The organism is Herbaspirillum frisingense, from assembly GCF_047325095.1.
GTDB lineage: Bacteria > Pseudomonadota > Gammaproteobacteria > Burkholderiales > Burkholderiaceae_D > Herbaspirillum > Herbaspirillum frisingense.
On the sequence record NZ_CP168558.1, the window covers coordinates 2,603,320 to 2,629,554 of the forward strand.

Annotated in this window: 23 protein-coding genes; 18 read left to right on the forward strand and 5 right to left on the reverse strand. The window is 66.1% G+C overall.

The window, feature by feature from the left end:
• Positions 1–7: 7 nt before the first annotated feature.
• From cobJ to ACEOAC_RS12125, 9 genes are read left to right on the forward strand one after another with little or no spacing between them, the layout of a single operon-like run.
• Positions 8–1,567, forward strand: coding sequence for a precorrin-3B C(17)-methyltransferase (gene cobJ, locus ACEOAC_RS12085; RefSeq protein ID WP_413628881.1), 1,560 nt, complete (start codon positions 8–10; stop codon positions 1,565–1,567).
• 2 nt (positions 1,568–1,569) lie between these two features.
• Entirely contained in the window at positions 1,570–2,709 is a 1,140-nt protein-coding gene (locus tag ACEOAC_RS12090) for a CobW family GTP-binding protein (protein WP_413628882.1), read from the forward strand.
• A gap of 25 nt (positions 2,710–2,734) precedes the next feature.
• A complete protein-coding gene (gene cobO / locus ACEOAC_RS12095) occupies positions 2,735–3,337 on the forward strand; it encodes a cob(I)yrinic acid a,c-diamide adenosyltransferase (RefSeq protein ID WP_102663770.1) in 603 nt (200 codons plus the stop codon).
• Entirely contained in the window at positions 3,337–4,671 is a 1,335-nt protein-coding gene (locus tag ACEOAC_RS12100) for a cobyrinate a,c-diamide synthase (RefSeq protein WP_413628883.1), read from the forward strand. Before cobO ends, ACEOAC_RS12100 begins: the two co-directional genes overlap by 1 nt.
• Complete coding sequence (gene bluB, locus ACEOAC_RS12105; RefSeq protein WP_413445868.1) at positions 4,668–5,351, forward strand: 5,6-dimethylbenzimidazole synthase; 684 nt, start codon at positions 4,668–4,670, stop codon at positions 5,349–5,351. Before ACEOAC_RS12100 ends, bluB begins: the two co-directional genes overlap by 4 nt.
• Positions 5,348–5,959 carry a bifunctional adenosylcobinamide kinase/adenosylcobinamide-phosphate guanylyltransferase gene (gene cobU / locus ACEOAC_RS12110; protein WP_413628884.1) on the forward strand — a complete coding sequence of 204 codons (612 nt, stop codon included), beginning with the start codon at positions 5,348–5,350 and terminating at the stop codon, positions 5,957–5,959. Before bluB ends, cobU begins: the two co-directional genes overlap by 4 nt.
• Positions 5,953–6,900, forward strand: coding sequence for an adenosylcobinamide-phosphate synthase CbiB (gene cbiB, locus ACEOAC_RS12115; protein ID WP_413628885.1), 948 nt, complete (start codon positions 5,953–5,955; stop codon positions 6,898–6,900). Before cobU ends, cbiB begins: the two co-directional genes overlap by 7 nt.
• Entirely contained in the window at positions 6,893–7,903 is a 1,011-nt protein-coding gene (gene cobD / locus ACEOAC_RS12120; RefSeq protein WP_413628886.1) for a threonine-phosphate decarboxylase CobD, read from the forward strand. Before cbiB ends, cobD begins: the two co-directional genes overlap by 8 nt.
• Entirely contained in the window at positions 7,896–9,383 is a 1,488-nt protein-coding gene (locus ACEOAC_RS12125; protein WP_413628887.1) for a cobyric acid synthase, read from the forward strand. The genes cobD and ACEOAC_RS12125 overlap by 8 nt, the downstream gene beginning before the upstream one ends.
• A gap of 69 nt (positions 9,384–9,452) precedes the next feature.
• On the opposite strand, the gene ACEOAC_RS12130 is transcribed toward ACEOAC_RS12125, so the two are convergent.
• The 3 genes from ACEOAC_RS12130 to ACEOAC_RS12140 form a co-directional block, all read right to left on the reverse strand.
• Entirely contained in the window at positions 9,453–9,650 is a 198-nt protein-coding gene (locus ACEOAC_RS12130) for a hypothetical protein (protein ID WP_006713029.1), read from the reverse strand.
• A gap of 92 nt (positions 9,651–9,742) precedes the next feature.
• Positions 9,743–10,729: a response regulator transcription factor gene (locus tag ACEOAC_RS12135; protein ID WP_241811628.1), complete on the reverse strand. Its 987-nt coding sequence runs from the start codon at positions 10,727–10,729 to the stop codon at positions 9,743–9,745.
• Positions 10,707–14,162, reverse strand: coding sequence for an ATP-binding protein (locus ACEOAC_RS12140; RefSeq protein WP_413628888.1), 3,456 nt, complete (start codon positions 14,160–14,162; stop codon positions 10,707–10,709). Before ACEOAC_RS12140 ends, ACEOAC_RS12135 begins: the two co-directional genes overlap by 23 nt.
• A 539-nt stretch (positions 14,163–14,701) precedes the next feature.
• Between ACEOAC_RS12140 and urtA the strand changes: the two genes are divergently transcribed.
• The 8 genes from urtA to ACEOAC_RS12180 all read left to right on the forward strand — a co-directional run bounded on the left by urtA (position 14,702) and on the right by ACEOAC_RS12180 (position 22,430).
• The gene (urtA, locus tag ACEOAC_RS12145; protein WP_077236840.1) at positions 14,702–15,958 is read left to right on the forward strand and encodes an urea ABC transporter substrate-binding protein; all 1,257 of its coding nucleotides are present in this window, start codon (positions 14,702–14,704) and stop codon (positions 15,956–15,958) included.
• A 99-nt stretch (positions 15,959–16,057) separates the two neighbouring features.
• Positions 16,058–16,975 (forward strand): urea ABC transporter permease subunit UrtB, encoded by a 918-nt coding sequence (gene urtB / locus ACEOAC_RS12150; protein ID WP_006713022.1) that lies wholly within the window; start codon positions 16,058–16,060, stop codon positions 16,973–16,975.
• Between the two features lie 43 nt (positions 16,976–17,018).
• Positions 17,019–18,248, forward strand: coding sequence for an urea ABC transporter permease subunit UrtC (gene urtC, locus ACEOAC_RS12155; RefSeq protein ID WP_413444366.1), 1,230 nt, complete (start codon positions 17,019–17,021; stop codon positions 18,246–18,248).
• A complete protein-coding gene (gene urtD / locus ACEOAC_RS12160; protein ID WP_324878200.1) occupies positions 18,245–19,012 on the forward strand; it encodes an urea ABC transporter ATP-binding protein UrtD in 768 nt (255 codons plus the stop codon). Before urtC ends, urtD begins: the two co-directional genes overlap by 4 nt.
• A 25-nt stretch (positions 19,013–19,037) precedes the next feature.
• Positions 19,038–19,727 carry an urea ABC transporter ATP-binding subunit UrtE gene (gene urtE / locus ACEOAC_RS12165; protein ID WP_077236844.1) on the forward strand — a complete coding sequence of 230 codons (690 nt, stop codon included), beginning with the start codon at positions 19,038–19,040 and terminating at the stop codon, positions 19,725–19,727.
• 42 nt (positions 19,728–19,769) lie between these two features.
• Positions 19,770–20,801, forward strand: coding sequence for an aliphatic amidase (locus ACEOAC_RS12170; protein ID WP_413444364.1), 1,032 nt, complete (start codon positions 19,770–19,772; stop codon positions 20,799–20,801).
• Positions 20,802–20,858: 57 nt separating this feature from the next.
• The gene (fmdA, locus tag ACEOAC_RS12175) at positions 20,859–22,037 is read left to right on the forward strand and encodes a formamidase (RefSeq protein WP_006713014.1); all 1,179 of its coding nucleotides are present in this window, start codon (positions 20,859–20,861) and stop codon (positions 22,035–22,037) included.
• A gap of 96 nt (positions 22,038–22,133) precedes the next feature.
• Positions 22,134–22,430, forward strand: coding sequence for an FmdB family zinc ribbon protein (locus ACEOAC_RS12180; RefSeq protein WP_006713012.1), 297 nt, complete (start codon positions 22,134–22,136; stop codon positions 22,428–22,430).
• Positions 22,431–22,459: 29 nt separating this feature from the next.
• On the opposite strand, the gene ACEOAC_RS12185 is transcribed toward ACEOAC_RS12180, so the two are convergent.
• Both ACEOAC_RS12185 and ACEOAC_RS12190 read right to left on the reverse strand, forming a co-directional pair.
• Positions 22,460–22,696, reverse strand: a complete 237-nt coding sequence (locus ACEOAC_RS12185; protein ID WP_413444362.1) for a hypothetical protein — start codon at positions 22,694–22,696, stop codon at positions 22,460–22,462.
• 10 nt (positions 22,697–22,706) lie between these two features.
• The gene (locus tag ACEOAC_RS12190; RefSeq protein ID WP_234293721.1) at positions 22,707–23,579 is read right to left on the reverse strand and encodes an HDOD domain-containing protein; all 873 of its coding nucleotides are present in this window, start codon (positions 23,577–23,579) and stop codon (positions 22,707–22,709) included.
• Between the two features lie 150 nt (positions 23,580–23,729).
• On the opposite strand from ACEOAC_RS12190, the gene ACEOAC_RS12195 reads away from it, so the two are divergent.
• Positions 23,730–26,231 (forward strand): DUF3141 domain-containing protein, encoded by a 2,502-nt coding sequence (locus tag ACEOAC_RS12195; protein WP_413628889.1) that lies wholly within the window; start codon positions 23,730–23,732, stop codon positions 26,229–26,231.
• Positions 26,232–26,235 lie beyond the last annotated feature (4 nt).

A 26,235-nucleotide genomic window follows, 5' to 3' on the forward strand; every position in this document is an offset into this window, starting at 1 on the left:
AAACAGAATGGAAGCAGTCAAGAAAAAAGGCGTATTGAACCTGGTCTCGGTCGGTCCCGGTTTCGAGGAGATGATCATCCCGCGTGCCATCGAGGCCTTGCGCGAGAGCGAGGTCATCGTCGCCTACGAGTTGTATCTGCGCTGGATCGCCGCGCACATCGAGGGCAAGGAAATCCATACCCCGCCGCTGACGCAGGAGCGCGAGCGCGCCCTGCTGGCCATCGAACAGGCCCGCGCCGGGCGCCGGGTGGCGCTCATCTCCAGCGGCGACATCGGCATCTACGCCATGGCCGCGCTGGCCTTCGACGACATGCGCGAGGACGACACCTTTGAAGTCAACGTCATCCCCGGCGTGACCTCTGCCAATGCCTGTGCATCGCTCCTGGGCTCGCCGTTGTCGCACGACTTCGCCACGCTGTCGCTGTCCAACCTGCTATGCCCGTGGTCATGGATCGAACAGCGCGCCAGCCACATCGCCCAGGCCGACCTGGCCTGCGTGCTCTACAACGTGCAGAGCGCCGGCCGGCAGGAGGGCGTCTATCGCATCCTGCAACTGATGCTGCAGCACAAGGCCCCGCATACCCTGTGCGGCGTGGTGCGCAATGCCTACCGCCCGGGCCAGCAGGTCTCCATCCATCGCCTGGATGAATTGCCGGGCCTGCAGTTCGACATGCTGACCTCGATCGTCATCGGCAACCGCTTCACCCAGCGCAAGCGCGACTGGATTTTCACCCCGCGTGGCTACAACGACTGGAGCGAAGAATCGCAGGCCCAAGCCGCCGCTCAACTGCCAGCACAGGCGGTGTGGGTGTTCGCCGGCACCAGCGACGGCAATGCGCTGGCCGCCGAGCTGGCCGGGCAGGGCCGCAGTGTCGTGGTCTCCACCGCCACCGACTATGGCGGCCAGCTGGCGCGCGGCGATTGCCCGGGCGTGTTCGTCTGGTCCGGTCGCCAGGGCGTGGAGGCGCGTCGCCAGGCCCTGCGCGACAGCCAGGCCCGGGTGCTGGTGGATGCCACCCATCCCTTTGCGGTGCAGATGTCGCAGCAACTGATGTCGCTGGCGCAGGAGCTGGGCATTCCCTACCTGCGCTATGAGCGCCCCAGCGAGATCGCCGCCGATGATCCCGATGCCTGCACCGACATGCAGGAGGCCGCCGCCCGGGCCATTGCCATGGGGCGCCGCATCTTCCTGGCCACCGGCTCCAAGGACCTGGCAACCTTCCTGCAGGCCAGCGGCGCGCAGGAGCGCCAATGGTTCACCCGCGTCACGGCCGATCCCGACTTCCTGCGTCGCGCCATGGAACTGGGCCTGCCGCGTGCGCAGCTGTGCGCCATGCAGGGGCCGTTCTCGCAAGCCTTCAACGAAGCACTGTGGCGCGACTGGGGCATCGATTGCGTGGTCACCAAGGACTCCGGCGAGGCCGGCGGCTATCGGGCCAAGGTCGAGGCAGCGCGGGCCCTGGGCATCCCGCTGCTGACGGTGCGCCGTCCGCGCCTGGACTACCCGCAGGTCACCCATGATTTCGCTGAAGTCCATGCCCGCCTGGCGGCACTGGCGGGAGCCTGACGATGAGCGCCGCATCGGCTCCGGCATTGACCAACGCCATGCCGCCCATCCCGGTGACCGTGGTCACCGGCTTCCTTGGGGCCGGCAAGACCACGTTGCTACGCGCCCTGGTGCAGCGTCGCCAGTCGCGCCGGCTGGCCTTGCTGATCAATGAATTCGGCGAAGTCGCCATCGACGGCGACCTGCTGCGCGCCGAGGGCGATGGCCAGGGTCAGGTGCAGATCCAGGACTTTGCCCATGGCCTGATCGCCTATGGTGACGACGAGCAGTTCGTGCCGGCCATGCTGGCGCTGGCCGCCCGCCGTGCGCAGATCGACCATGTACTGATCGAAACCTCCGGCCTGGCCCTGCCCAGCGCCGTGATGGAGGTGCTGCAGTCGCCCGAGCTGGCGCCGCACTTCGTGCTGGACGCCACCCTGGCCGTGGTCGATACCCCGTTGCTGCTGGAAGAGGCCTTCGCCAGTGGCGACGTCGCACGTGATGCCACCGCCCGCCTGTTCCGCCAGCAACTGGAATGCGCCGACGTGGTGGTCCTCAACAAGATCGACGGCATGGACGAAGCGCCCTTGCTGCAGGCCGAAGCGACCGTGCGCGCACTGGCGCCCAATGTGCGCTTCCTGGAACTGGCCTATGGCGCCCGGCTGGATATCCGCCTGGCGCTAGGCCTGCGCCTGCACCAGGCGGGCGCGACCGTGCATCACCACTACACGCCGGTGGGCATGCCGGGCGAGCGCGCCACGGTCGCGGCCGACCAGCGCCGCTTCAACGGCCATGTCCACTCCGGCCTGGGTGCGCACAGCCACGGGCTGTCCACCCACAAGCACTTCCACGAGCAAGACCCCGGCTGGCAATCCTTCACGCTGCGCAGCACGGCGCCGCAGGACCCGGAGCGCCTGCGCCAGGCGGTGGCCGCCGCCGCCCTGGCCGAGCCCATCCTGCGCGCCAAGGGCTTCGTGCACAGCGCCGCCGGCCCGCTGCTGCTGCAGGCAGTGCGCGCCCGCGTGGTGGCCGCCGCCAGCGGGCAGGGCGGTACCGCCAGCCACGATGGCAAGCACAGCGAACTGGTCTTCATCGGCTACCATCCCAGTCGCAGCAACGTCGCCCGCATCCTTGCCGAGCGCACCGGTGCCGACTGGACCTGAACGAATCTTTGGAAAGAACCCGACCGTGAAAACCGATCCCGACTCCCACAAGCGCATGACCCAGCGCCACAAGGAAGGCTTTGAAAAGAAGAAGGCCGCCGCCCAGCTGGAAAAGGGGCTGCTGATCGTCAACACCGGCACCGGCAAGGGCAAGTCCAGCGCCGCCTTCGGCATGGGCATGCGCATCCTCGGCCATGGCATGAAACTGGGCGTGGTGCAGTTCATCAAGGGCGCGCTCTACAGCGCCGAACGCGACTTCCTGGGCAGCCATGCCAATTGCGACTTCCACGTCGTCGGCGCGGGCTATACCTGGGATACCCAGGACCGCGAAGCCGACATGCGCACCGCAGCGCGCGGCTGGGCCGAGGCGCTGCGCATGATCAACGATCCCAGCTATGACATGGTGATCCTGGACGAACTCAACATCGTCCTGAAATACCAGTACCTCGATCTGGAAGAAGTGCTGCGCGTCTTCGCCGGCCGTCGCGAGATGCTGCACATCGTCGTCACCGGCCGTCACGCGCCCGAGGCGCTGATCGAACAGGCCGATCTGGTCAGCGAGATGCGCCCCGTGAAGCACCCCTACAAGGAGCAGGGCGTGAAGGCGCAGAAAGGCGTGGAATTCTGATGTCCGACCTTCATCACAGCTGCCCGGCCCTGTTCATCTCGGCCCCGGCCTCCGGCCACGGCAAGACCACCATCACGGCCGCGCTGGCGCGTCTCTACCGCAGCCAGGGCAAGCGCGTGCGGGTGTTCAAGACCGGCCCTGATTTCCTCGATCCCATGGTGCTGGAGCAGGCCAGCGGCCAGCCGGTGGTCAACCTCGACCTGTGGCTGGGCGGCGAAGACCACTGCCGGCGCCAGGTGGCGCTGGCCGCGGCCGAGGCCGACGTGATGCTGGTAGAGGGCGTCATGGGCCTCTACGATGGCGAACCCAGCAGTGCCGACCTGGCCCAGTTGCTGGGCATCCCGGTGGTGGCGGTGATCAATGCGCGTGGCATGGGCCAGACCATCGGCGCGCTGGCGCAGGGCCTGCTGGCCTACCGTCCCGAACTGAAGTTTGCCGGCGTGCTGGCCAATGGCGTGGCCAGCCCACGTCATGCGCAGATGCTGCGCCAGGGCCTGCGCAACGCCCGGCCATCGGTGCCGCTGCTGACCGGCTTGCAGCGCGACATGCAGTTCGCCCTCCCCGAGCGCCACCTCGGCCTGGTGGCCGCACCCGAGATCGCCGACCTCGATGCGCGCCTGGACGCGGTGGCCGAGCGCATGTCCAGCACCTCCCTGGCAACGCAGCCGGACCCGGTGGACTTTGGCGTGCCGCCACCGGAGCGCGACTTCCCGCGCCTGCTGGCAGGCAAGACCATCGCCGTGGCGCGCGACCTGGCGTTTTCCTTCATCTACACCGCCAACCTGGAATTGCTGCAGCAGATGGGCGCCAGCCTGGCCTTCTTCTCGCCGCTGGCCGATGATCCCTTGCCGCCCTGCGATGCGGTGTGGCTGCCGGGTGGCTATCCCGAGCTCTACCTCGCCACACTGCAGGCCGCGCAGCTCACCCAGTCCGGCCTGCGCGCGCATGCGGCCGCCGGCAAGCCGCTCTACGCCGAGTGCGGCGGCATGCTGTTCCTGCTGGACAGCATCGTCGGCCAGGACGGCAGCAGCGGCCAGATGTGCGGCGTGCTGCCCGGCCAGGCCACGGTGCAGCCACGCCTGCAGGGGCTGGGTTACCAGACCCTGAAGTTGAACCTGCCGGGCGCCGTGGGCGAGCATCTGCGCTGCCACACCTTCCACTATTCGCGGGCGGTGGTGGGCGCGCAATTCATGGCGCGGGGCGAGCGCCTGTTCGATTCTTCCGAGGGCGAGGTGGTCTACCGCCAGCAACAGGTCACCGCCAGCTACCTGCACGCCTATTTCCGCTCCGCCCCGCGCACCGTGGCGGCCCTGCTGGGAGGCGCGGTCGCATGAAGCCGGCGGCCTCGCCCCAGCCGGCCCATCGCTATCCGCAGGAGCAGATCGACGCCCTCTATCGCGTCATCCGCGAACGGCGCGACATGCGCCACTTCCTGCCCGACCCGGTCGAACCGGCCCTGCTGGAACGCCTGCTGCAGGCCGCGCACCTTGCGCCCAGCGTGGGTTTCATGCAGCCCTGGCGCTTCATCCGCATCGCTGATCGCGACCTGCGCCAGGCCATCCACGCACTGGTCGAGCAGGAACGCGTGGCCACTGCGCAGGCACTGGGCCAGCGCGAGGACGAGTTCATGCGCCTGAAGGTGGAAGGCATCCTGGAGTGCGGCGAAGTGCTGGTCGCCGCCCTGATGGACCACCGCGAAGCCCACGTCTTCGGCCGCCGCACGCTGCCCCAGATGGACCTGGCCTCGCTCTCCTGCGCGCTGCAGAACATGTGGCTGGCCGCTCGTGCCGAAGGGCTGGGCATGGGCTGGGTGTCGCTGTTCGATCCGCCAGCCCTGGCGCAGTTGCTGCAGATGCCGACCGGCGCCGAGCCGATGGCGGTGCTGTGCCTGGGCCACGTCCCCGCCTTCTACGAACGGCCCATGCTGGAACAGGAGCAATGGGCCACACGCCAGTCACTGGCCGATCTGGTCTACCAGGACCGTTGGCCCGCCCAGGGAGAACCACAAGCATGAAGCCCGCTTCCAGCCCGCCGCAACGCACCCTGGTGTTCGGCGGCGCCCGCTCCGGCAAGAGCGCACATGCCGAGCAACTGGCACTGGCCGCCTGGCAGGGCGGCGCCAGCGAGATCGTCTATCTCGCCACCGCCAGCCGCCGCGCCAGCAGTGACGACGCCGAGATGCAGGCCCGCATCGACCACCACCAGCAACGCCGACTGGCCTTGGGTGGCCCATGGCGCACGGCGGAAGAACCGCTGGCCCTGGGCCAGGCCCTGCGCGAGCACAGCCGCCCCGATCGCGTGGTGCTGGTCGATTGCCTGACCGTGTGGCTGGCCAACCTGCTGTTTGCCGACGGCATTGAATTTCCTGAACGGGGGCCGATCGACCCGCCAGCGGCATTCACGCTGCAGCGGGTGGATTTCCTGCGCGCCTTGCAGGAGGTCGCGGGGCCGGTGATCATCGTCTCCAATGAAGTGGGCATGGGCATCATCCCGCAGGGCGCCATCTCGCGCTGGTTCGTGGACGAGGCCGGCCGCCTGAACCAGTCCGTGGCGGCCCTCTGCGAACGGGTGCAATGGGTCGCTGCCGGGCTGCCCCTGAGCCTGAAGGACAGCCCATGCTGAGCGGCCTGTCCTGGCCCTGGCTGGCCGTGCTGATGGCGCTCGGCGTGGCGCTGGACCTGGCCCTGGGCGAGGCGCGGCGCTGGCATCCGCTGGTCGGCTTCGGCAACCTGGCCAAAACCATCGAGCGCGTGCTCAACCAGCGCCCGGCACTGCGCCTGCGCGGCGTGCTGGCCTGGAGCCTGGCGGTGCTGCCACCGGTGCTGGTGGCCGCGTGGCTGCTGGCGGCCGCGCCATGGTGGCTGGCCGCCTTGCTGCATGCGGCGCTGCTGTATTTCTGCATCGGCCTGCGCAGCCTGCGCGAACATACCCTGCCCATCGCTCAGGCGCTGGCCACCGGCGACCTGCCGCAGGCACGCCGCCTGACCTCCTGCATCGTCAGCCGCGACACGCGCCATTCCAGTGAGCAGGAACTGGCCAAGGCTGGCGTCGAATCGCTGCTGGAGAATGGCAACGACGCCGTCTTCGGCACGCTGTTCTGGTTCCTGGTGGCCGGTGGCCCCGGCGCCTTGCTGTTCCGCCTGGCCAATACCCTGGATGCGATGTGGGGCTACCGCACGGCGCGCTTCCTGCACTTCGGCTGGGCCGCAGCACGCATCGATGATGCCTTGAACTGGCTGCCGGCACGCCTGACCGCCTTGTCCTACGCCTGGCTGGGCCAGCGGCGCCAGGCCATGGCCTGCTGGAAGGAACAGGCCCCGGCCTGGAGCAGCCCCAATGCCGGGCCGGTGATGGCCGCAGGCGCCGGTGCGCTGGGCCTGGCCCTGGGCGGGCCGGCGATCTATGACGGCGAACTGGAACAGCGTCCGCCACTGGGGCGCGGCCCCATGCCGCAAGGGCCGGACATCGTGCGCGCCTGGCGACTGGTGGCCATGAGTACGGCCCTATGGCTGGCCGTCATCAGCGCCGTGGCGCTGCTCTGCCCGGGAGGCCTGCATGCTTGAACACGGCGGCAACCTCAACGACGCGGCGCGCCACTACGGCCGCCCCCGCAGCCAATGGCTGGACCTGTCCACCGGCATCAATCCGAGGCCCTATCCGGCGCCTGCCATCGCCCCCGACGCCTGGCACCGCCTGCCCGAAGTCTCGCAGGCGCTGGAGCAGGCCGCCTGCGCCTACTACGGTGCGCCCCGCATGCTGGCCGTGGCCGGTACCCAAGCCGCCATCCAGGCACTGCCGCAACTGCGCCTGCGGCAGGACGGACGCCCGGCCCAGGTGGTGGTGGCCGCGCCCATCTACGCCGAACATGCGCACTGCTGGCAGCGCGCCGGCCATGCGGCGCGAGAGGTTCCGTACGCCGCGCTGGACGAGGCAGTGCAGGGCACTGCCTGCGACGTACTGGTGCTCTGCAATCCCAACAATCCCACCGGTGCAAGGGTGGCCCCGGCCCAGCTCCTGCAATGGGCCGCGCACCTGGCCGCACGCGGTGGCTGGCTGGTGGTGGACGAAGCCTTCGGCGATACGTTGCCCGGGCAGAGCGTGGCCGCCCACACGGCCAGCTCCGGCCTGATCGTATTGCGCTCGGTGGGCAAGTTCTTCGGCCTGGCCGGCCTGCGGCGGGGCTTCGTCGCCGCCGCACCGGCGCTGCTGGATGCGCTGGCCGACTGGCTGGGACCCTGGACCATCAGCGGCCCGGCCCAGCAGATCGGCTGCGCCGCCCTCGGCGACAGCCAGTGGCAGCAGGCCACCCTGCAGCAACTGCTGGCCGCCGGCGAGCGCCTGCAGGCCCTGCTGGCCGCCCACGGCATCGCCTCCCATGGCACGGCGCTGTTCCAGTGGTGGCCGGAACCGCAGGCCGTGGCGTTTCACCAAGCCATGGCGCAAGAGGGCATCTGGGTGCGCCTCTTCACCCGCGGTGCCGGTGGCATCCGCCTCGGCCTGCCGCCTGACGAAGCCGGCTGGGAGCGGCTGCAACAAGCCCTGCATAGATGGAGCCGACGTGGCTGATTTCCCCTTCCACACCCTGATGATCCAGGGCACCACCTCGGACGCCGGCAAGAGCACCCTGGCGGCCGCCCTGTGCCGGCTCCTGAAGAAGGACGGCATCGCCGTGGCCCCGTTCAAGCCGCAGAACATGGCCCTGAACAGCGCCGTCACCGCCGACGGTGGCGAGATCGGCCGCGCCCAGGCCCTGCAGGCCCAGGCCGCCGGCATCGCCCCGCATACCGACATGAACCCGGTCCTGCTCAAGCCCTCCAGCGACACCGGCGCCCAGGTCATCGTGCACGGCAAGGTGCGCGCCGACATGAACGCCCGCGACTACCACCGCTACAAGACCGAGGCCATGCAGGCCGTGCTGCAATCCTATGCCCGCCTGCGCGCGCAATATGCCTGCGTCATCGTCGAAGGCGCCGGCAGCCCGGCCGAGATCAACCTGCGCGCCCGCGACATCGCCAACATGGGCTTTGCCGAAGCGGTCGATTGCCCGGTCATCATCGTGGCCGACATCGACCGTGGCGGTGTCTTCGCACACCTGACCGGCACCCTCGATTGCCTCTCCGAGAGTGAGCGCGAGCGCGTGGTCGGCTTTGTCATCAACCGTTTCCGGGGCGACATCAGCCTCCTGCAAGGCGGGCTGGACTGGCTGGAGCAACGTACCGGCAAGCCGGTCCTGGCGGTGCTGCCCTACCTGCACGGCCTGCAGCTGGACGCCGAAGATGCGGTCGCCGCCACGCAGGAGCACAAGGGCGACTTCCGCGTGGTGGTACCGGTCTTCCCGCGCATCAGCAACCACACCGACTTCGACGCGCTGCGCGCCCATCCCGACCTCGACCTGCGCTTCATCGGCCCCGGCCAGCCGATTCCCCCGGCCGACCTCATCATCCTGCCCGGCAGCAAGAACACCCGGGGCGACCTGCAATGGCTGCGCCAGCATGGCTGGACCGAAGCCATCAGCCGCCACCTGCGCTACGGCGGCAAGCTCATCGGCATCTGCGGCGGTTTCCAGATGATGGGCGAGCGCATCGACGACCCGCATGGCGTGGAAGGTACCCCCGGCAGCAGCGTCGGCTTGGGCCTGCTCGCCATGCACACCGAACTGACGCAGGAAAAGCGCCTGCTGCAGGTCAGCGGCCACTGTAACTTCGATAACTTCGGCAACCTCGGCCAGGACACCGCCAGCGTGCGCGGCTACGAGATCCACATGGGCGTCTCACACGGTGCCGCGCTGGAGCGACCGGCCTTTGTCATCGAAGAGCGGGGCGAGGGCGCGCAATCGGCCGATGGCCAATTGCTGGGCAGTTACCTGCACGGCATGTTCGACCATCCGCAGGCACTGGCCGCCTTGCTGGCGTGGGCCGGCCTCAAGGGCGCCGCCGCGCTGGACCTGGACGCCCTGCGCGAAGCCAGTCTGGAGCGCCTGGCCGAGGCCACCCGGCCTCTCTACGACGCCTTGCGCGGACTCTCCACGCGCTTTGGCCGCGACTGAACCATGAAAAGAAAATCCCGGCCTTGCGGGCCGGGATGCTGGTTGTAGGGGAGGTTGGCGGAACCTGCTTCAGGCCAGGGCTTCCTTGGCGGCTTCTTCCGGGGTCAGGCCGTCGTAGAACAGATCGGTGAACCACTCCACCTGTTCTTCGATGTGCTCCTGCGCCTGGTCCAGCGTGGCGCCGCCCTTGACCAGGAATTGCTCGACTTCGGTACACCATTGGATCAGGGCTTCGGTTTCCGGGTCCAGTTTCTCTTTCTTGGGCATGATGACTCCTTGCTTCGGTGATGATGGGCGTAAGTGCCCTGTGCAAGGATAGGGCAAACCGGCCTGGTCTGCCCGGGTTTATGCTGACCGGCTCATTGCAGCAACTGACTCCCCCCTCCCGCCGCCACACTACTGGCCAGCACCGCCGCCGCCGAGCGCGTTTCCACGCCGAGTTTCACGAAGATGTGTTCCAGGTGCTTGTTCACCGTGCGCGGGCTCATGCCGAGGATGTCGGCGATGTCGCGGTTGGTCTTGCCCTTGCCCAGCCACAGTAGGACGTCGCTCTCGCGCGGGGTGAGCCGGCAGGCTTCCAGCGAGGCGGGTAGCACCGGGCCGTCTTCCGGCCGGGCCAGCGCGGCGGCGGCGCCGGTCTTTTCTTCCAGCAGCAGGCTGGCGCCATGCCCCTGGCCGGGGCCGCACAGGGTGATGTGCAGTTCGCCCTGGTCCAGGCGCACCACCAGCGGCGGCAACTGGTCCAGGTTCTCGCCCTGGCGCTGGCGCACCAGTTGTTCGTTCAGCCAGACCTGCAGTGCCGCCGGCAGCCGCTGGCTGCCCGGTGCGGGGGCGCCGAAATACTTCTCCAGCCATTGCGAGGCCTTGCTGGTCTGCCAGGTCGGCAAGCCGTTGCCGCCCAGGACGATCACCGCGTGCGCGGCCTGTTCCAGGACCCCGCGCGCCTGCGACATCATGCGCCCGGTGCGGATGTGGGCGCCGATGCGGGCCACCACTTCCTGCGGGCGGATCGGCTTGGTCACGTAGTCGATGCCGCCGACCTCGAAGCCGCGCACCACATGTTCGGTCTCTGACAGGCCGGTCATGAAGACCACCGGTACGTGATTGACCTGCCGCAGTTGCTTGATGCGACGGCAGGTCTCGAAGCCGTCGATGCCGGGCATCATGGCGTCCAGCAGGATCAGGTCGGGCGTGATGTGATCCAGCCGCTGCAGCGCCGAGAGACCATCGGTGGCGACCAGCACGATGTGGCCGCTTTCGTCGAGGGCGTCGGACAACATGGCCAGGTTGTCGGGCATGTCATCGACGATCAGTACGACTTGCCTATCGAACGTCGTTGAGATCATGGCGGATCAGCTCCTTGATGCGGGTGACATATTCGTTGAGTCGGAACTGCCTGACGAGTTGCCGCAGCTCCGTGGTGAAAGGCAGGTAGGCCGGGTTCTGGCGGTCCATGGCGTCCAGCTGGCGCAGGATTTCCTTGGCATAGCCGATGCTGCCCAGTTGCAGCAGGGCGGCCAGCCTGTCCTGGCCCGGCACCAGCATCAGCGGCTTGGCCGTGATGGTGGTGGCGGTGGGCGGCGTGGCAGCGGGCGCCGAGGCGCTTGTGCCCGGCGCCACCCAGTCCAGTTGCAGGTGTTGCCGGATCTTGCCCAGCAGTTCGTTGTACGAGACCGGCTTGACCAGGAAATCGTTGACCAGTGGCGCGCCGTTGCGCTCGTGCAGGTTCTCGAAGGCATTGGCCGAGACCAGCAGGATGGGCAGCTGCGTCAGGCCCCGCGCGCGGATGGCGCGGGCCACGCTCCAGCCATCCATCTGCGGCATGGCGATGTCGAGCAGGATCAGGTCCGGCACCTCGTGCGCCAGTCTTTCCATGCAGGCCAGGCCACTGTCGGCCTCGCTGACCGCAAAGCCCAGCGGGGCCAGCATGTCCTTCAACAGGCGCCGTTGCGAGGCCTGGTCGTCCACCACCAGGATATGGCGCGAGGGGCCGGCATAACCGGACATCTGGTCTTCCAGCTGCAGGCGGGGGCGCGGCACATGCACCTCCGGCAGGTAGAGCTTGAGCTGGAAGCTGCTGCCGCTGCCGACCGTGCTCTGCACGCTCAGTTCGCCGCCCATGATGTGGACCAGCATGCGGCTGATGGCCAGGCCGAGGCCGGTGCCGATGTCTTCACGCAGGCTGGCCGCGTTGCTGCGTTCGAAGGGCAGGAAGATGCGCTCCAGGTCGTCGTCGGCGATGCCGATGCCGGTATCGACCACCTCGAACCAGGCGATCTCGCGGGCATAGCGCACCTTCAGGGTGACCCCGCCCCGGTCGGTGAACTTGACGGCATTGCCCAGCAGGTTGATGAGGATCTGCCGCAGCCGCTTCTGGTCGGCATGCACGATGTGCGGCAGGCGGCCGGTTTTTTCGAAGCGGAACTGCAGGCCCTTCTGTTCGGCCTGCGGGGCGAACATGCCCACGATCTGTTCCAGGAAGGCTTCCAGCGCCAGTTCGTCGGAGGCCAGGCGCATCTTGCCGGCTTCGATCTTGGCGATGTCCAGCAGGCCGTCGATCAGGCTCAGCAGGTGTTCGCCGCTGCGGCGGATGATGGCGATGGCTTCCTTGCGGGCCGGCGGGATGGTGGCGTCCACGTGCAGGATCTGGGCATAGCCGAGGATGCTGTTCAAGGGCGTGCGCAGTTCGTGGCTCATGCCGGCCACGAAGCGGCTCTTGGCCAGGTTGGCCGATTCGGCGGCTTCCTTGGCGCGCTGCAGTTCGGCGTCGGTCTGCTTGTGGGCTTCGATTTCCTGCAGCAGGAGGTTGGTCTGGCGCTCTGATTCTTCTTGCGCGACGGCGCGGCTTTCATTGGTCAGTACCAGCCACCACGCGCCCACGCCGACCACCACCAGCAACAGGCAGAACAGCTTGATGAAGACGCCCCGCAGCGAGTCGGGCGCAGCCAGGGTGAGGCCGGAGAGGTCGGCCATCTGCTGGAAGTACAGCATCCACAGCACGATGGCCAGGCCACCGGCCAGGAGACCGAAGACGCTCAGGTAATGGCCGATGCGGGTATTGAGCTTGAGCGCGAAGCGCGCCGGGATCAACTGGCGCAGGGTGTGCAGGATCTGGTTGGGCAGCCGCGCGCGCGGGGTCTTGCAGCGGTCCTTGCAACGCGCATCGAGTGAACAGCACAGCGAGCAGATGGCGCCCTGGTAGGCCGGGCAGTGCGCCATGTCCGGGGTTTCGAAGGCATTGCCGCAGATGACGCAGTCCAGTACCGAGGGGCTGTGGCCGGGCGTGTAGGGGCGATAGCTCTGTTCGGACAAGGTATCGCGGCGGGCGATGTAGTAGCGGCTGCCGGTGGCCACCGCGATCAAGGGCGCGCTCACCAGAGCCGTCCCCAGCGCGATGAACGGCGAGAGTGCTGCCACCGTCTTGCCCAGCACGCCGGACATGGCCAGCGTGGAGAGCAGGGTGGCGATCACCATCGAACCCACACCGACCGGGTTGACGTCGTACAGGTGGGCGCGCTTGAACTCGATATGCGCCGGGCTCAGGCGCAGCGGCTTGTTGATCACCAGGTCGGCCACCACCGCGCCGATCCAGGAGATGGCCACCAGGCTGTAGAGCGCCAGCACGTGTTCCAGCGCATTGAACACACCCAGCTCCATCAGCAGCACCGCGATCAGGACATTGAACACCAGCCACACCACCCGGCCCGGGTGGCTGTGGGTCAGGCGGGCGAAGAAATTGGACCAGGCCAGCGAACCGGCATAGGCATTGGTGACATTGATCTTGATCTGCGACACCACCACGAACAGCACCACCGCCCCCAGCGCCAGGGCCGGATTGCCGAACACGTACTGGTAACCGATCAGGTACATCTGGGTCGGTTCCACGGCGCGCGCCATCGGCACCTCGTGCTGGATGGCGAGGAAGGCCAGCAGCGCGCCACCCAGCATCTTGGCGCCGCCCAGCAGAATCCAGCCGGGGCCGGCCAGCAGCAGGGCGCTCCACCAGCGGCCGCGATTGGCGGCGGTCTTTTTCGGGAGGAAACGCAGGAAGTCGACCTGCTCGCCGATCTGGGCGATCAGCGAAAAGGCCACCGTCGCCGCCGCGCCGAACAACAGCAGGTTGAAGGAGCTGCCTTCCTCGGCACGGCCGGCAAAGCTCATCAGGTTGCGCAGGGCGTCGGGTTCCTTGTACAGCACGCACAGGTAGGGCAGCACCAGCAGCACCAGCCACAGTGGCTGGGTCCACATCTGCAGGCGGTTGATGAGGGTGATGCCGTAGGCCACCATGGGGATGATGATCAGCGAACAGAGTACGTAGCCATACACCAGCGGCAGGCCGAAGTAGATCTCGATGGCCTGGGCCATGATGGCCGCTTCCAGCGCGAAGAAGATGAAGGTGAAGCTGGCATAGATCAGCGAGGTGATGGTCGAGCCGATATAGCCGAAACCGGCGCCGCGCGTGAGCAGGTCCATGTCCACCCCGTAGCGCGCCGCGTAGTAGCTGATCGGCAGGCCGGTCAGGAAGAACAGCACCACCACGCAGACGATGGCCCAGAAGGCATTGGTGAAGCCGTAGCTGAGGGTGATGGCGCCGCTGATGGCTTCCAGCGCCAAAAACGAGGTCGCGCCCAGGGCCGTGTTGGCCAGGCGGAATTCGGACCAGCGGCGAAACGACAGCGGCGTATAGCGCAGCGCGTAGTCTTCCAGGGTCTCGTTGGCGACCCAGGTGTTGTAGTCGCGGCGGACCTTGACGATGCGTTGTGTGGCGGGATGGGTCACGTTGGCTCGGGGGGAAGTCAGGTCATCTCGTCAGGTCCTGGGCTGCCGGACCGCTCGCGTTCAAGCGCAAGCAATTTTCAAACCATTTGGACGGTGAGGGCATACGTCAAATGACGTATGTGCGCTGCCGCATTCCACGGGAATTCACCAAAACATCGCAGACCCGCAGGAGGTATTGCCACCCCGGCAAGAGCATCGCCACGCTCGCCGCCATTTGCCTGCACCAACAACAGGCAGCAGGCGGGCAAAAGCTGTGCAGGCCGGCGGCCGGCCGCGGCCGGGAGCTTACGTCAAACAACGTATTGTTGCGCTGCACCGCCGATCCTATTCTGCCTCCCAGAACAAAGGGCAGGGCCAGCGCAGCTAAAGGCGGGCTTGAAGGAATATTCATCTGTAGCAGGAGACGTTTTCCTGAATGCCACGCCAGTGGTGGGCCTTTCCCTCGTTTGTTCACTTTTCCGTTTTTTACCGGCTTTTTTTCTGCACGACGCCACGTTGCCCGGCCGGCATCCAACAACAACGACCGAAAGGAGTACCGCATGTCGCATTCCTCGTCTTCCAATCCGCCCTCGCTGCCGCGCCGCAAGGTCCTCATGGGCCTGGCCGCCGGTGCTGCCGCTGCCGCCCTGCCGGGCATGGCCTCGGCCCAGCAGTATCCGACCGCCAAGGTCAATACCACCAAGCTGGCCATCACCGACACCGAGGTCACCGTGGGCCAGCTGCACTCGGCCACCGGCACCATGGCCATCAGCGAGACCGGGTCGATCCAGGCCGAGCGCCTGGCCATCGACCAGATCAATGCCATGGGCGGCATCCTCGGTCGCAAGATCAAGATCATCCAGGAAGACGGTGCCAGCGACTGGCCGACCTTCGCCGAAAAGGCCAAGAAGCTGCTGGAGAACGACCGCGTGGCGGCTGTCTTCGGCTGCTGGACCTCGGCCTCGCGCAAGGCGGTGCTGCCGGTGTTCGAGAAGGACAACGGCCTGCTCTACTACCCGACCTTCTACGAAGGCCTGGAGCAGTCCAAGAACGTCTTCTATACCGGGCAGGAGGCGACGCAACAGGTGCTGGCGGGCCTGAACTGGGTGGCCAAGGAAAAGAAGGCCAAGACCTTCTTCCTGGTCGGCTCGGACTACATCTGGCCGCGCACTTCCAACAAGATCGCCCGCAAGCACATCGAGAACGTGCTCAAGGGCTCGGTGGTGGGCGAGGAATACTATCCGCTGGGCAATACCCAGTTCGGCTCGCTGATCAACAAGATCAAGCTGAAGAAACCCGACGTCATCTTCGCCGACGTGGTGGGCGGCTCCAACGTGGCCTTCTACAAGCAGTTGAAGGCGGCCGGCGTCACCGCCAAGACCCAGAACCTGCTGACCATCTCGGTTACCGAAGATGAAATGCTGGGCATCGGTGGCGAGAACGTGGAGGGCTTCTTCGCTTCCATGAAGTATTTCCAGAGCCTGGACAACGCCAACAACAAGAAATTCGTGGCCGAGTTCAAGGCCAAGTTCGGCGCCAATTCGGTCATCGGCGACGTCACCCAGGCCGCCTACCTCGGCCCCTGGCTGTGGAAGGCGGCGGTGGAAAAGGCCGGCAGCTTCGACGTCGACAAGGTGGTGGCAGCCTCGCCCGGCATCGAACTCAAGACCGCGCCGGAAGGCTACGTCAAGGTCCACGAGAACCACCACCTGTGGAGCAAGACCCGCATCGGCGAAGCGCAGAAGGATGGTCAGTTCAAGGTGGTCTATGAGTCCGACCTGATCGAACCGAATCCCTTCCCCAAGGGTTACCAGTAAGCAGTAGGCGTCTCTTCACTGCGTAGCAAAGCGGCGGCGTCTGTAGTGACATGCGGGCGCTGCCGCCCCCTCATCCTTCTATGCCCCTGGGGAGTCAACATGGTTTCTCTATCCGAATTCGGCGCCATCTTCGCCATGCAGGGCTTCAATGGCCTTTCGGTGTTCTGCGTCCTGCTGTTGATGGCGCTGGGCCTGGCCATCATCTTCGGGCAGATGGGCGTGATCAACATGGCCCACGGTGAATTCCTCACCATCGGCGCCTACATCACCTATCTGCTCTCGCACCTGACCACCACCTATGCGCCGGCCTTGCAGCCGATCTACTTCTTCGTGGCCATTGTGCTGTCCTTCGCGGTGGCCTATGGCGTGGGCTACCTGACCGAACTGCTGCTGATCAGCCGCCTCTACAAGCGCCCGCTCGATACGCTGCTGGCCACCTGGGGCCTGTCCCTGGCGATGCAGCAGACCTTCCGCTCCATCTTCGGCGCCAAGGAAGTCAGTGCCACCCTGCCGGACTGGCTGATGGGGTCCTTCAAGCCGACCGACGCCATCGACATTCCCATCAATGGCCTGTTCATGATGGGCATCACGGTGCTGCTGACGGGGGCCATCTTCGTGCTGCTGTTCCGCTCGCGCTGGGGCCTGCAGGTGCGCGCCACGATGCAGAACCGGGTCATGAGCGGGGCGGTCGGCATCAATACCCGCAAGGTCGATCGCACCACCTTTGCGCTCGGTTGCGGCGTGGCCGGCGTGGCCGGTGCGGCCTTCACCACCATCGGTTCCACCGGTCCCACCAGCGGTTCGCTCTACATCGTCGATACCTTCCTGGTGGTGGTCTTCGGCGGCGCGCAAAGCCTGATCGGCACCATCGCCTCGGCCTTCTCGATTGCCCAGACGCAGTCCACGGCGGAGTTCTTCCTGACCGGTTCCATGGCCAAGGTGCTCACGCTCTCGGCGGTGATCCTGATCCTGATGCTGCGCCCGCAGGGCCTGTTCTCGGCCAAGGTGCGCAAGTGATGGCCGGCTTCTCTTTCTCCAACAACCCGTGCGAGGTCCGATGATGCATGCAGCCTATGAAAAACTGTTGGGCGGGCGCTCCGGGGCGGTGGGCCTGCTGGTGATGGCGGTGCTGTTGCTGGTGGTGTTTCCGCTGACGCTGGACATGTTCCGCCTCAATCTTGTGGGCAAGTACCTGTCCTATGCCTTCGTGGCGGTGGGCCTGGTGCTGTGCTGGGGCTATGGCGGCATCTTGAGCCTCGGCCAGGGGGTGTTCTTCGGCCTGGGCGGCTATTGCATGGCCATGTTCCTGAAACTCGAAGCCTCCGACCCCATCAGCACCAAGATCCAGTCCACGCCGGGCATTCCCGACTTCATGGACTGGAACCAGATCACCGCCTTGCCGGCCATGTGGGAGCCCTTCCACAGCTTTGCCTTCACCGTGCTGGCAGTGCTGCTGGTGCCGACCATCCTGGCCATGCTGATCGGCCTGGCCATGTTCAAGCGCCGGGTGGGGGATGTGTATTTCTCCATCGTCACGCAGGCCATCGCCGCCATCCTCTCCATCCTGATCATCGGCCAGCAGGGCCTGACCGGCGGCGTCAACGGCATCACCGACCTGAAGACCCTGATGGGCTGGGACATCCGTACCGACCACGCCAAGCTGGTGCTGTACTTCGTCAATGCCGCCTTGCTGTTCGGCTGCATCCTGTTCGGTCGCTATGTGCTGGGCTCCAAGCTGGGGCGCCTGCTGGTGGCCATGCGCGACAAGGAGGAGCGGGTGCGCTTCTCGGGCTATGACGTGGCCAGCTTCAAGGTCTTCGTGTTCTGCGCGGCGGCCATGTTCTCGGCCATCGGCGGGGCCATGTTCACGCTGCAGGTTGGCTTCATGTCGCCCTCCTTCGTGGGCATCGTGCCCTCCATCGAGATGGTGATCTATGCCGCTGTCGGTGGTCGCATGTCGCTGCTGGGCGCGGTGTACGGCACGCTGCTGGTGAACTTCGGCAAGACCTATTTTTCCGAGACCTTCCCCGAGCTGTGGCTGTTCCTGATGGGCGGCCTCTTCATCGCGGTGGTGATGTACTTCCCCAATGGTTTGGCCGGTCTCTGGCAGACCCAGGGCAAGCGGCTGATGGCGCGGCTGCGGGGCGAGCCCAAGCCGGCAGCGATGACGCCAACGGTCGCCCCCGCTGCGGCCCCGACTGTCACGAATGTCGCGACGGCCCGTCCGTCCACCCCTGAACCCAAGCGCGACGGCATCGAGCCCGGCGCCACCCTGGAGGCCAGCAAATGAGCGAGAACCCCATCGGTTTCGAATCGGATGCCCATCCGGTCCTGGCCATCGAAGATTTGACGGTGTCCTTCGACGGTTTCAAGGCGGTGGACGGCCTCAATCTCTACGTGCAGCGCAACGAGGTGCGCGTGGTGATCGGCCCCAACGGCGCCGGCAAGACCACCGTGCTGGACCTGATCTGCGGCAAGACCCGCGCCACCTCCGGCAGCATCAAGTTCAACAGCCATGAACTGACCAGGATGAGCGAGCACGCCATCGTGCGGGCAGGGGTGGGGCGCAAGTTCCAGACGCCGTCCATCTACGAAAACCTCAGCGTCTTCGAGAACCTGGAAATGTCCTTCCCGCGTGGCCGCAAGGTGTTCGGTGCGTTGACCTTCCAGCGCTCACCGGACGTGGTGGCGCGGGTGGAGGCGGTGGCCGCCGAGATCTTCCTCGACCAGCAGCTGCACACCCAGGCCGACCTGCTCTCGCACGGGCAGAAGCAGTGGCTGGAGATCGGCATGCTGCTGATGCAGGAGCCCGAACTGCTGATGCTGGACGAGCCGGTGGCCGGCATGAGCGTGTCCGAGCGCGAAAAGACCGCCGAACTGCTGGGCCGCATCAGCCAGGGCCGTTCGGTGGTGGTGATCGAGCACGACATGGATTTCGTCAAGAGCATCGCCCACAAGGTGACCGTGCTGCACCAGGGAAAAATCCTGGCCGAGGGCAGCATGGAGAAGGTGCAATCCGATCCCAAGGTGATCGATGTCTATCTCGGTCACTGAACGCCTACCCAACCCGGAGCCCGCCATGTTCAAAGTCTCGCAACTCGCCTCCGGCTACGGCCAGAGCAAGGTCATCCACGACGTCAACCTGTCGGTGGCCAAGGAAGAAATCGTCGCCGTCATGGGCCGCAACGGCATGGGCAAGACCACGCTGTTCAAGACCCTGATGGGCATCTTGCCGCTGCGCGGCGGCAGCATCAGCATCGATGGCGTCGAACTGGGCGCCCTGGAAAGCCACCAGCGTGTGGAGCGCGGCGTGGCCTACGTGCCGCAGGGGCGGATGATCTTTTCGCACATGACGGTGCTGGAAAACATCCAGACCGGTCTGCCGGCTTCGGCCCGGGGCAAGGTGCCGGACGAGCTGTATTCGCTCTTCCCGGTGCTCTACGACATGCGCACCCGCAAGGGCGGCAACCTCTCAGGCGGCCAGCAGCAGCAACTGGCCATTGCGCGGGCGTTGGCCACCAACCCCCGGGTGCTGTTGCTGGATGAGCCGACCGAGGGCATCCAGCCTTCCATCATCAAGGACATCGCCAGGAGCCTGAAGGAGATCCGCAAGATTCGCGCCCTCACCATCGTGGTCTCGGAGCAGGTGTTGAGCTTCACGCTGGAGATTGCCGACCGTTTCCTGGTGATCGACAAGGGACGCTTCGTCTACGAGGACACGCGCGCCAACGTCGATGCGCCGACCATCAGCAAGTACCTGTCGGTCTGACGGTTGTTCTGAATTCACCTGTTTGAGAGAAGGAGAAAGCCCATGAGACACGGAGACATTTCAAGCAGCAAGGATGCCGTCGGCGTGGCGGTGGTCAACTACAAGATGCCGCGCCTGCATACGCGCGGCGAGGTGCTGGAAAACGCCAGGAAGATCGCCGCCATGCTGGTGGGCATGAAGCAGGGCCTGCCGGGGCTGGACCTGGTGGTGTTCCCGGAGTATTCGACCCACGGCATCATGTATGACCGCGACGAGATGTTCGAGACGGCCGCCACCATTCCCGGCGAGGAGACCGCCATCTTCTCGGAGGCCTGCCGCATCGCCGGTGTGTGGGGCGTGTTTTCGCTGACCGGCGAACGTCATGAAGAGCATCCGCGCAAGGTACCGTACAACACGCTCATCCTCATCAACGACCAGGGCGAGATCGTGCAGAAGTACCGCAAGATCATGCCCTGGACGCCCATCGAGGGCTGGTATCCGGGCGACACGACCTATGTCTGCGATGGTCCCAAGGGCTTGAAGATAAGCCTGATCATCTGCGACGACGGCAACTATCCCGAAATCTGGCGCGACTGCGCCATGAAGGGCGCGGAGCTGGTGGTGCGTTGCCAGGGCTACATGTACCCGGCCAAGGAACAGCAGATCATGGTCTCCAAGGCCATGGCCTGGATGAACAACGTCTATGTGGCGGTGGCCAATGCGGCCGGCTTCGATGGCGTCTATTCCTACTTCGGCCACTCGGCCATCGTCGGCTTCGATGGCCGCACCCTGGGCGAATGCGGCACGGAGGAAATGGGCATCCAGTATGCCGAGCTGTCCATCGGCGCCATCCGCGATGCGCGCCGCAACTGGCAGTCGCAGAACCACCTCTACAAGCTGCTGCACCGGGGCTATACGGGCAAGATCAATTCGGGCGAATCGCCGGCCGGCGTGGCCGAGTGTCCTTTCGATTTCTACCGCACCTGGGTCAACGATCCGCAGGCCGCCCGCGCCCAGGTCGAGGCGCTTACCCGCAACAGCGCCGGCACGCCTGAATGTCCGATGCCGGGGATTCCTACTGAGCCGGCACCCTGAGCCCCAGGGCGCCGGTCCTCATCACGCTCATCACGCACCTACCACCAAGGAGATCGCATGCAACACTTCAAGATCAAGCCCGGCGTCCCGCTGGCAGAGCAGCCTGAACTGGGTCACAACCGCTGGCACCCGGACCTGCCGTTCCTGGCCTCGGTCAAGCCCGGTGAATCCATCCTGATCGAATCGCTGGACTTCCTGGATGCCCAGATCAAGGACACCGATGACGTCTCCGACGTCAAGAATGTCGACCTGACCCGCGCCCACCCGCTGACCGGTCCCTTCCACGTCGAAGGCGCCGAACCGGGTGACCTGCTGGTGATCGACCTGCTGGACATCAAGCCGGTGACCCCGGTCGGTTTTTCGGGCGTGTTCTCCAAGGAAAATGGCGGCGGCTTCCTGGCCGATTACTTCCCCGAGGCCGACAAGGCCATCTGGGACCTGAAGGGCCTGTACGCCACTTCGCGCCATATCCCGGGCGTGCGCATCGCCGGCCTGACCCACCCGGGCCTGATGGGTTGTCTGCCTTCGCATGAGCTGCTGGCCGAATGGAACCGCCGCGAGGCACCGCTGGCCGCCAAGGGCCTGGCCAAGCCGCCCGATCCGAGCACCGCCGTGCTGCGTGGCCTGACCGGCGCCAAGTTCGACGAGATGGCCAAGGTTGCCGCACGCACCGTGCCGCCGCGCGAGCATGGCGGCAATACCGATATCAAGGACCTGTCAGCCGGTACGCGCATCTTCTTCCCGGTGTATGTGAAGGGCGCCGGTTTCTCGATGGGTGACCTGCACTTTTCGCAGGGCGATGGCGAGATCGGCTTCTGTGGTGCCATCGAGATGGATGGCGTGAGCCACGTCGGCTTCGACCTCATCAAGGGTGGCATGGCGAAGTACAACATCACGTCGCCCATCTTCATGCCCAGCATCGTCAAGCCGCATTACGAGCAGTGGCTGACCTTCGAGGGCATCAGCGTGGAAAACGGCGTGAACTACTACCTCGACGCCACCGTGGCCTATCGCCAGGCCTGTCTCAAGGCCATCGACTACCTGACCCACTTCGGCTACACCGGCAGCCAGGCCTACATGCTGCTCACGGCTGCGCCGGTGGAAGGGCGCATCGGCGGCATCGTCGATATCCCCAACTGCGCCTGCACGGTGGCCTTGCCGACCTCGATCTTCGATCAGGACATCACGCCCAAGGGCATGTTGAACGACAAGTCCTACTGGGGGCGCAAGGGCTGAAGGCTGAGCTTGTTTGTTGTGCGTAGTGTGTAGTGTGTTCCCGGCCGGGGGCTTTCCGGTCGGGTCTTTTCGGATCGGGATTCTTCAGGAGGGGACATGCCCTTGTACGACATTCGTTGCAGCCATTGCGACGGCATCTTCGAACGATTGATTCCCCTGCAGGCCTTGCATGGCGACACTAGCTGTCCCTATTGCAAGCAGCCGACGGCGGCCGCGCCCATGCTCACCGGTGGCCATGTGGGGCTGCAGGTCAGGTATCGCTGGCAACCGCGCAACGGCGCCGAACAGCTGGCCGGTCAGGGGGCCACCGGCCCCGGTACCCATGCCGGGGCGGGTCGCAGCAGCGTACTGCACAACTGCAAGGGGCATAGCTGCAGCATCTGTGCGACCTGATGTCGCTGCAGGCAGCGGCCCGAAGCGGGTCAGCCCAGCCAATGCGCCATCAGGATCAGCAGCGCTACCGTGGCCAGCAAGCCCAGCAGGGCGACCAGGTCGACGTCCTGCACCTGGTGGCGCCAGTGTTCGCCGCGCAGCGGCGTCAGGCGCGGGTAGCGGCCCAGCGTGACCAGCTTGAGCAGGCCGCAGCCGATGGCGTAGAAGACGGCATTGAAGGCCAGATGGCGTAGCAGGCCCAGCACCAGTCCGATGAAGGTCTCCATGGTGACGGGCTTATTCCAGCATGGCGTCCAGCCCGGCCGCCAGCTCGCTGAAGGAGGGCATGGCGCGCTCGGCCTGATCTGGCGCATGTTTTACCAGCACCGGGCGCCACGCCGGGTCCACGCCCAGTTTTTTGGCCAGCGCAGCGGGATAGCTGGCCAGGGCCGTGGCGTCATCCAGCGCAAGTACCTCCACCCGGGCCGCCCAGGCACCCAGGTGGACCCAGGCGGCGGCGCGCTCCAGGCGTCCGGCGGCGAGGGGATCGGGAATGCTGCGTAGGGCAGTGGTCATGGCGTCGGGGAAGTGCCAAAGGGTGGCCAGTTCGGCCGAGACATCGGCATAGTGGAAGCCCCAGGCGGCTTTCTCGCGTTCGGCGCGGTCGGCGTCGAGCACATTGCATTGCTTGTCCAGGGGCGCCACCGCCGCCGCGGCCACGGCGTGCAGTTGCAACTGGCCGATGCCATGCATCATGGCGACCGTGAAGACGGCGTCGCCATTGTCTTCACCGGCATGACCGGCGTGCATGGCCAGCCAGCGGGCGGCGACGGCGGTATAGAGGGTGTGCAGCCAGAACTGATGCAGGTCCATGCCGCGCGTGTTCTTGAAGGCGGCCACCATGCCGTTGCCCAGCACTAGGTTGCGCACCATGATGAAACCCAGCATGCGCAGCGCGTCGTCGACCGTGCCGATGGTGCGCGAGGCGTGGAAGAAGGCCGAATTGGCCAGCCGCAGGACCTTGGCGGTGAGCGCCGGATCGGCGGCGATCTGCTGGGCGATGTCCTGGGCCGAGACGTCCTCGGCATTGAAACTGGCCATCAGTTGCTGTACCACCTTGGGAACGGTCGGCAACTTGCCGGGCTGGTCCACCAGGCTCTTGAGCTCCATGAGAATTCCTCCACGCAATGATTTTGTTGTGCCGGCTGGGCCAAAGCAGGGAAAAGCGGTTTTATTGTCTCAGAGATCGGACGATTTGCTTTCACCTTTCTCCGTATGATGGACTGGTTACCCCTCTGAACCCCCTCCGGGAGCGAGTCCATGGCAAGTCGCAAGAACGCTGGATCCCTTCACCCTGATGCCGCCACCGGTGCTGCAGCCGATACTGCAGCCGCACCAGCCCTGGCCTGGGGCGATGTGCAGGCGTATGTGGAGGACTGCGTGCAGCGCAGTTTCCTCTTCCTCGATACCCTGCTGGACCGGGGCAATGATTACCTGGAACACCTGGAGCAGGGCACGCCGCCGCTGCTGAAGTTCGACCATACCCTGGTGCTGGACGGAAAGGACCTGCCGGCACCCTGCAACTACGCCTTGTTATTGCTGCAACCACCGCCGGAGCTGCCGGTCGATCCTGCAGCGCGGCCGGTGGTGGTGGTCGACCCCCGGGCCGGGCATGGCCCCGGGATTGGCGGTTTCAAGTTCGATTCCGAGGTGGGCATGGCGATGAAGGCCGGGCATCCGGTCTATTTCGTGACCTTCCGGCCGGAGCCGGAGGATGGCCAGACCCTGGTCACCGTGATGGAGGCCGAGGCGCGCTTCCTGGAAGAGGTGATCCGCCGTCATCCGCAATGTGCGGCCAAGCCGGTGGTGATCGGCAATTGCCAGGCCGGCTGGGCCATGATGACGCTGGACGCGGTGCGGCCGGAACTGTTTGGCCCGCTGATGATGGTGGGCGCGCCCGCTTCCTACTGGGCCGGCAGCTCCACCTTGAATCCCATGCGCTACAGCGGCGCCACGCTGGGCGGTACCTGGCTGGCCTCGCTGGCGGCCGATCTCGGGGCGGACCGCTTCGATGGCGCCAGCCTGGTGGAGAATTTCGAGAAGCTCAACCCGGCCAATACCTTCTGGAACAAGTATTACAACCTGTGGGCCGGGGTTGATCAGGAGGCGCCGCGCTTCCTGGAGTTCGAACGCTGGTGGGGCGGCTTCTTCCGCATGACCGGGGCCGAGATCGAGGCCATCACCGAGAACCTGTTCGTCGGCAACAAGCTGGCGCGCGGCGAGCTGGAGGTGCGCGGCAAGGCGGTCAGCCTGCGCGACATCGTGGCGCCCATCGTGGTCTTCGCCTCCTGGGGTGACAACATCACGCCGCCACCACAGGCCCTGAACTGGATCATCGATACCTGGGGCGACGAGCGCGCCATCGCCGCTGCCGGGCGCACCATCATCTACGTGTTGCATGAGAGCGTGGGGCACCTGGGCATCTTCGTGGGGGGATCGGTGGCGCTGAAGGAACACGACCAGTTGGTGAGCTCGCTGGACGTGATCGAAAGCCTGCCACCGGGCCTGTACGAGATGAAGCTGGAGCGCAAGGATGGCCAGCAGGCGCAGCGCTGGGACGCGCTGGAGCCGGGCGACTATACCGTGCAATACCAGCACCGCACCATGGACGATTTGCGCCGGCTCAATCCCGAGGGGCGCGAGGAGGAATCCGTCTTCTCGACGGTGAGCCAGTGGTCGCAGATCAATGCGCAGTTCTACAAGACCTGGGTTCGCCCCTGGGTGCGCATGACGGCCACCCGTGAAAGCGCCAATGCGTTGATGCGCCTGAACCCGCTGCGCATGCAGCGCCAACTGTTTTCGGATGCACACCCGGCGGCGTCGTTCATCCGCCAGCAGGCCGCGCAGGCGCGGGCCCGGCGGGTGCAGCTGGATCCCCAGCATCCGCTGAAGCGCTACGAGCAGCGCATGGCGCAGAAGATCACCGATGAACTCAATGCCTGGCGTGACCAGCGCGATGCCCGCACGGTACGCATGACGCGCCAGGTGTTCGGCCCCAACGGGCTGGGCGCCGTATTGCCGCCACGCGAGGCCGATGCCGAGGTCGCGCAGCGCTGGGCGCAGGAAGAACTGGGACGTTATCGCAGCGCCGTCATCGGAGACATCGCCAATGGCGGCTTTGCCGAGGCCGTGTGCCGCATCGTCATCGCCGGGATGATCTCGGTGGGCGTGTTCGAGCGGCGCAGCCTGCGTCTGGCGCGCCTGCTGGCGCAGCTGCCGGGCATGCATGCCAGCGTGTCGCCCCAGACCAACTGGGTGCAACTGTTGAAGGAGCAGGCGCGCGTGACCGCCGTGGCGCCAGTGGAAGCCCTGAATGCTCTGCAGCAGATGCTGCCCGACCGCGCCAGCCGCGAACGGGCGCTGGCCTTGTCGGCGGCGGTGATGATGATCGAGCCGACGCTGGCCAACCCGCGCTCGGAAATCATCGAGCTGCTGATCGGCACGCTGGACGTCGATCCCGGCAAGGTGATCGCGCTGGCGCGCAAGCTGACCACGGCCATCGGTGAGTCCCGTGACGAGATCACGGTCGATGCCGATGCGGACGATGGGGACGACCGTACCACTGCACCATCACGCAAGGCCCCGGCGACGCCGCGCAAAAGTATACGCAAGGCCACGCCCGCCGCAGTGGCCAAGCCTGTGAAGCCCGCCAAGGTGATCAAGCCAGCCACCGCAGCGGCCAAGGCCGCTCCGGCAAAGCGCAGCGCGGCGCCGAAGAAGGCGGCCGCGACCAGCCCCCGGGCGCGCAAGCCGCGCAGCTGATCCG

Bases quoted from the DNA above. Each gene is read 5' to 3' on its own strand.
- cobJ (WP_413628881.1), top strand. From the start codon at position 8: ATGGAAGCAGTCAAGAAAAAAGGCGTATTGAACCTGGTCTCGGTCGGT.
- ACEOAC_RS12090 (WP_413628882.1), top strand. From the start codon at position 1,570: ATGAGCGCCGCATCGGCTCCGGCATTGACCAACGCCATGCCGCCCATC.
- ACEOAC_RS12100 (WP_413628883.1), top strand. From the start codon at position 3,337: ATGTCCGACCTTCATCACAGCTGCCCGGCCCTGTTCATCTCGGCCCCG.
- bluB (WP_413445868.1), top strand. From the start codon at position 4,668: ATGAAGCCGGCGGCCTCGCCCCAGCCGGCCCATCGCTATCCGCAGGAG.
- cobU (WP_413628884.1), top strand. From the start codon at position 5,348: ATGAAGCCCGCTTCCAGCCCGCCGCAACGCACCCTGGTGTTCGGCGGC.
- cbiB (WP_413628885.1), top strand. From the start codon at position 5,953: ATGCTGAGCGGCCTGTCCTGGCCCTGGCTGGCCGTGCTGATGGCGCTC.
- cobD (WP_413628886.1), top strand. From the start codon at position 6,893: ATGCTTGAACACGGCGGCAACCTCAACGACGCGGCGCGCCACTACGGC.
- ACEOAC_RS12130 (WP_006713029.1), bottom strand. From the start codon at position 9,650: ATGCCCAAGAAAGAGAAACTGGACCCGGAAACCGAAGCCCTGATCCAA.
- ACEOAC_RS12135 (WP_241811628.1), bottom strand. From the start codon at position 10,729: ATGATCTCAACGACGTTCGATAGGCAAGTCGTACTGATCGTCGATGAC.
- urtA (WP_077236840.1), top strand. From the start codon at position 14,702: ATGTCGCATTCCTCGTCTTCCAATCCGCCCTCGCTGCCGCGCCGCAAG.
- urtB (WP_006713022.1), top strand. From the start codon at position 16,058: ATGGTTTCTCTATCCGAATTCGGCGCCATCTTCGCCATGCAGGGCTTC.
- urtC (WP_413444366.1), top strand. From the start codon at position 17,019: ATGCATGCAGCCTATGAAAAACTGTTGGGCGGGCGCTCCGGGGCGGTG.
- urtD (WP_324878200.1), top strand. From the start codon at position 18,245: ATGAGCGAGAACCCCATCGGTTTCGAATCGGATGCCCATCCGGTCCTG.
- urtE (WP_077236844.1), top strand. From the start codon at position 19,038: ATGTTCAAAGTCTCGCAACTCGCCTCCGGCTACGGCCAGAGCAAGGTC.
- ACEOAC_RS12170 (WP_413444364.1), top strand. From the start codon at position 19,770: ATGAGACACGGAGACATTTCAAGCAGCAAGGATGCCGTCGGCGTGGCG.
- fmdA (WP_006713014.1), top strand. From the start codon at position 20,859: ATGCAACACTTCAAGATCAAGCCCGGCGTCCCGCTGGCAGAGCAGCCT.
- ACEOAC_RS12180 (WP_006713012.1), top strand. From the start codon at position 22,134: ATGCCCTTGTACGACATTCGTTGCAGCCATTGCGACGGCATCTTCGAA.
- ACEOAC_RS12185 (WP_413444362.1), bottom strand. From the start codon at position 22,696: ATGGAGACCTTCATCGGACTGGTGCTGGGCCTGCTACGCCATCTGGCC.
- ACEOAC_RS12190 (WP_234293721.1), bottom strand. From the start codon at position 23,579: ATGGAGCTCAAGAGCCTGGTGGACCAGCCCGGCAAGTTGCCGACCGTT.
- ACEOAC_RS12195 (WP_413628889.1), top strand. From the start codon at position 23,730: ATGGCAAGTCGCAAGAACGCTGGATCCCTTCACCCTGATGCCGCCACC.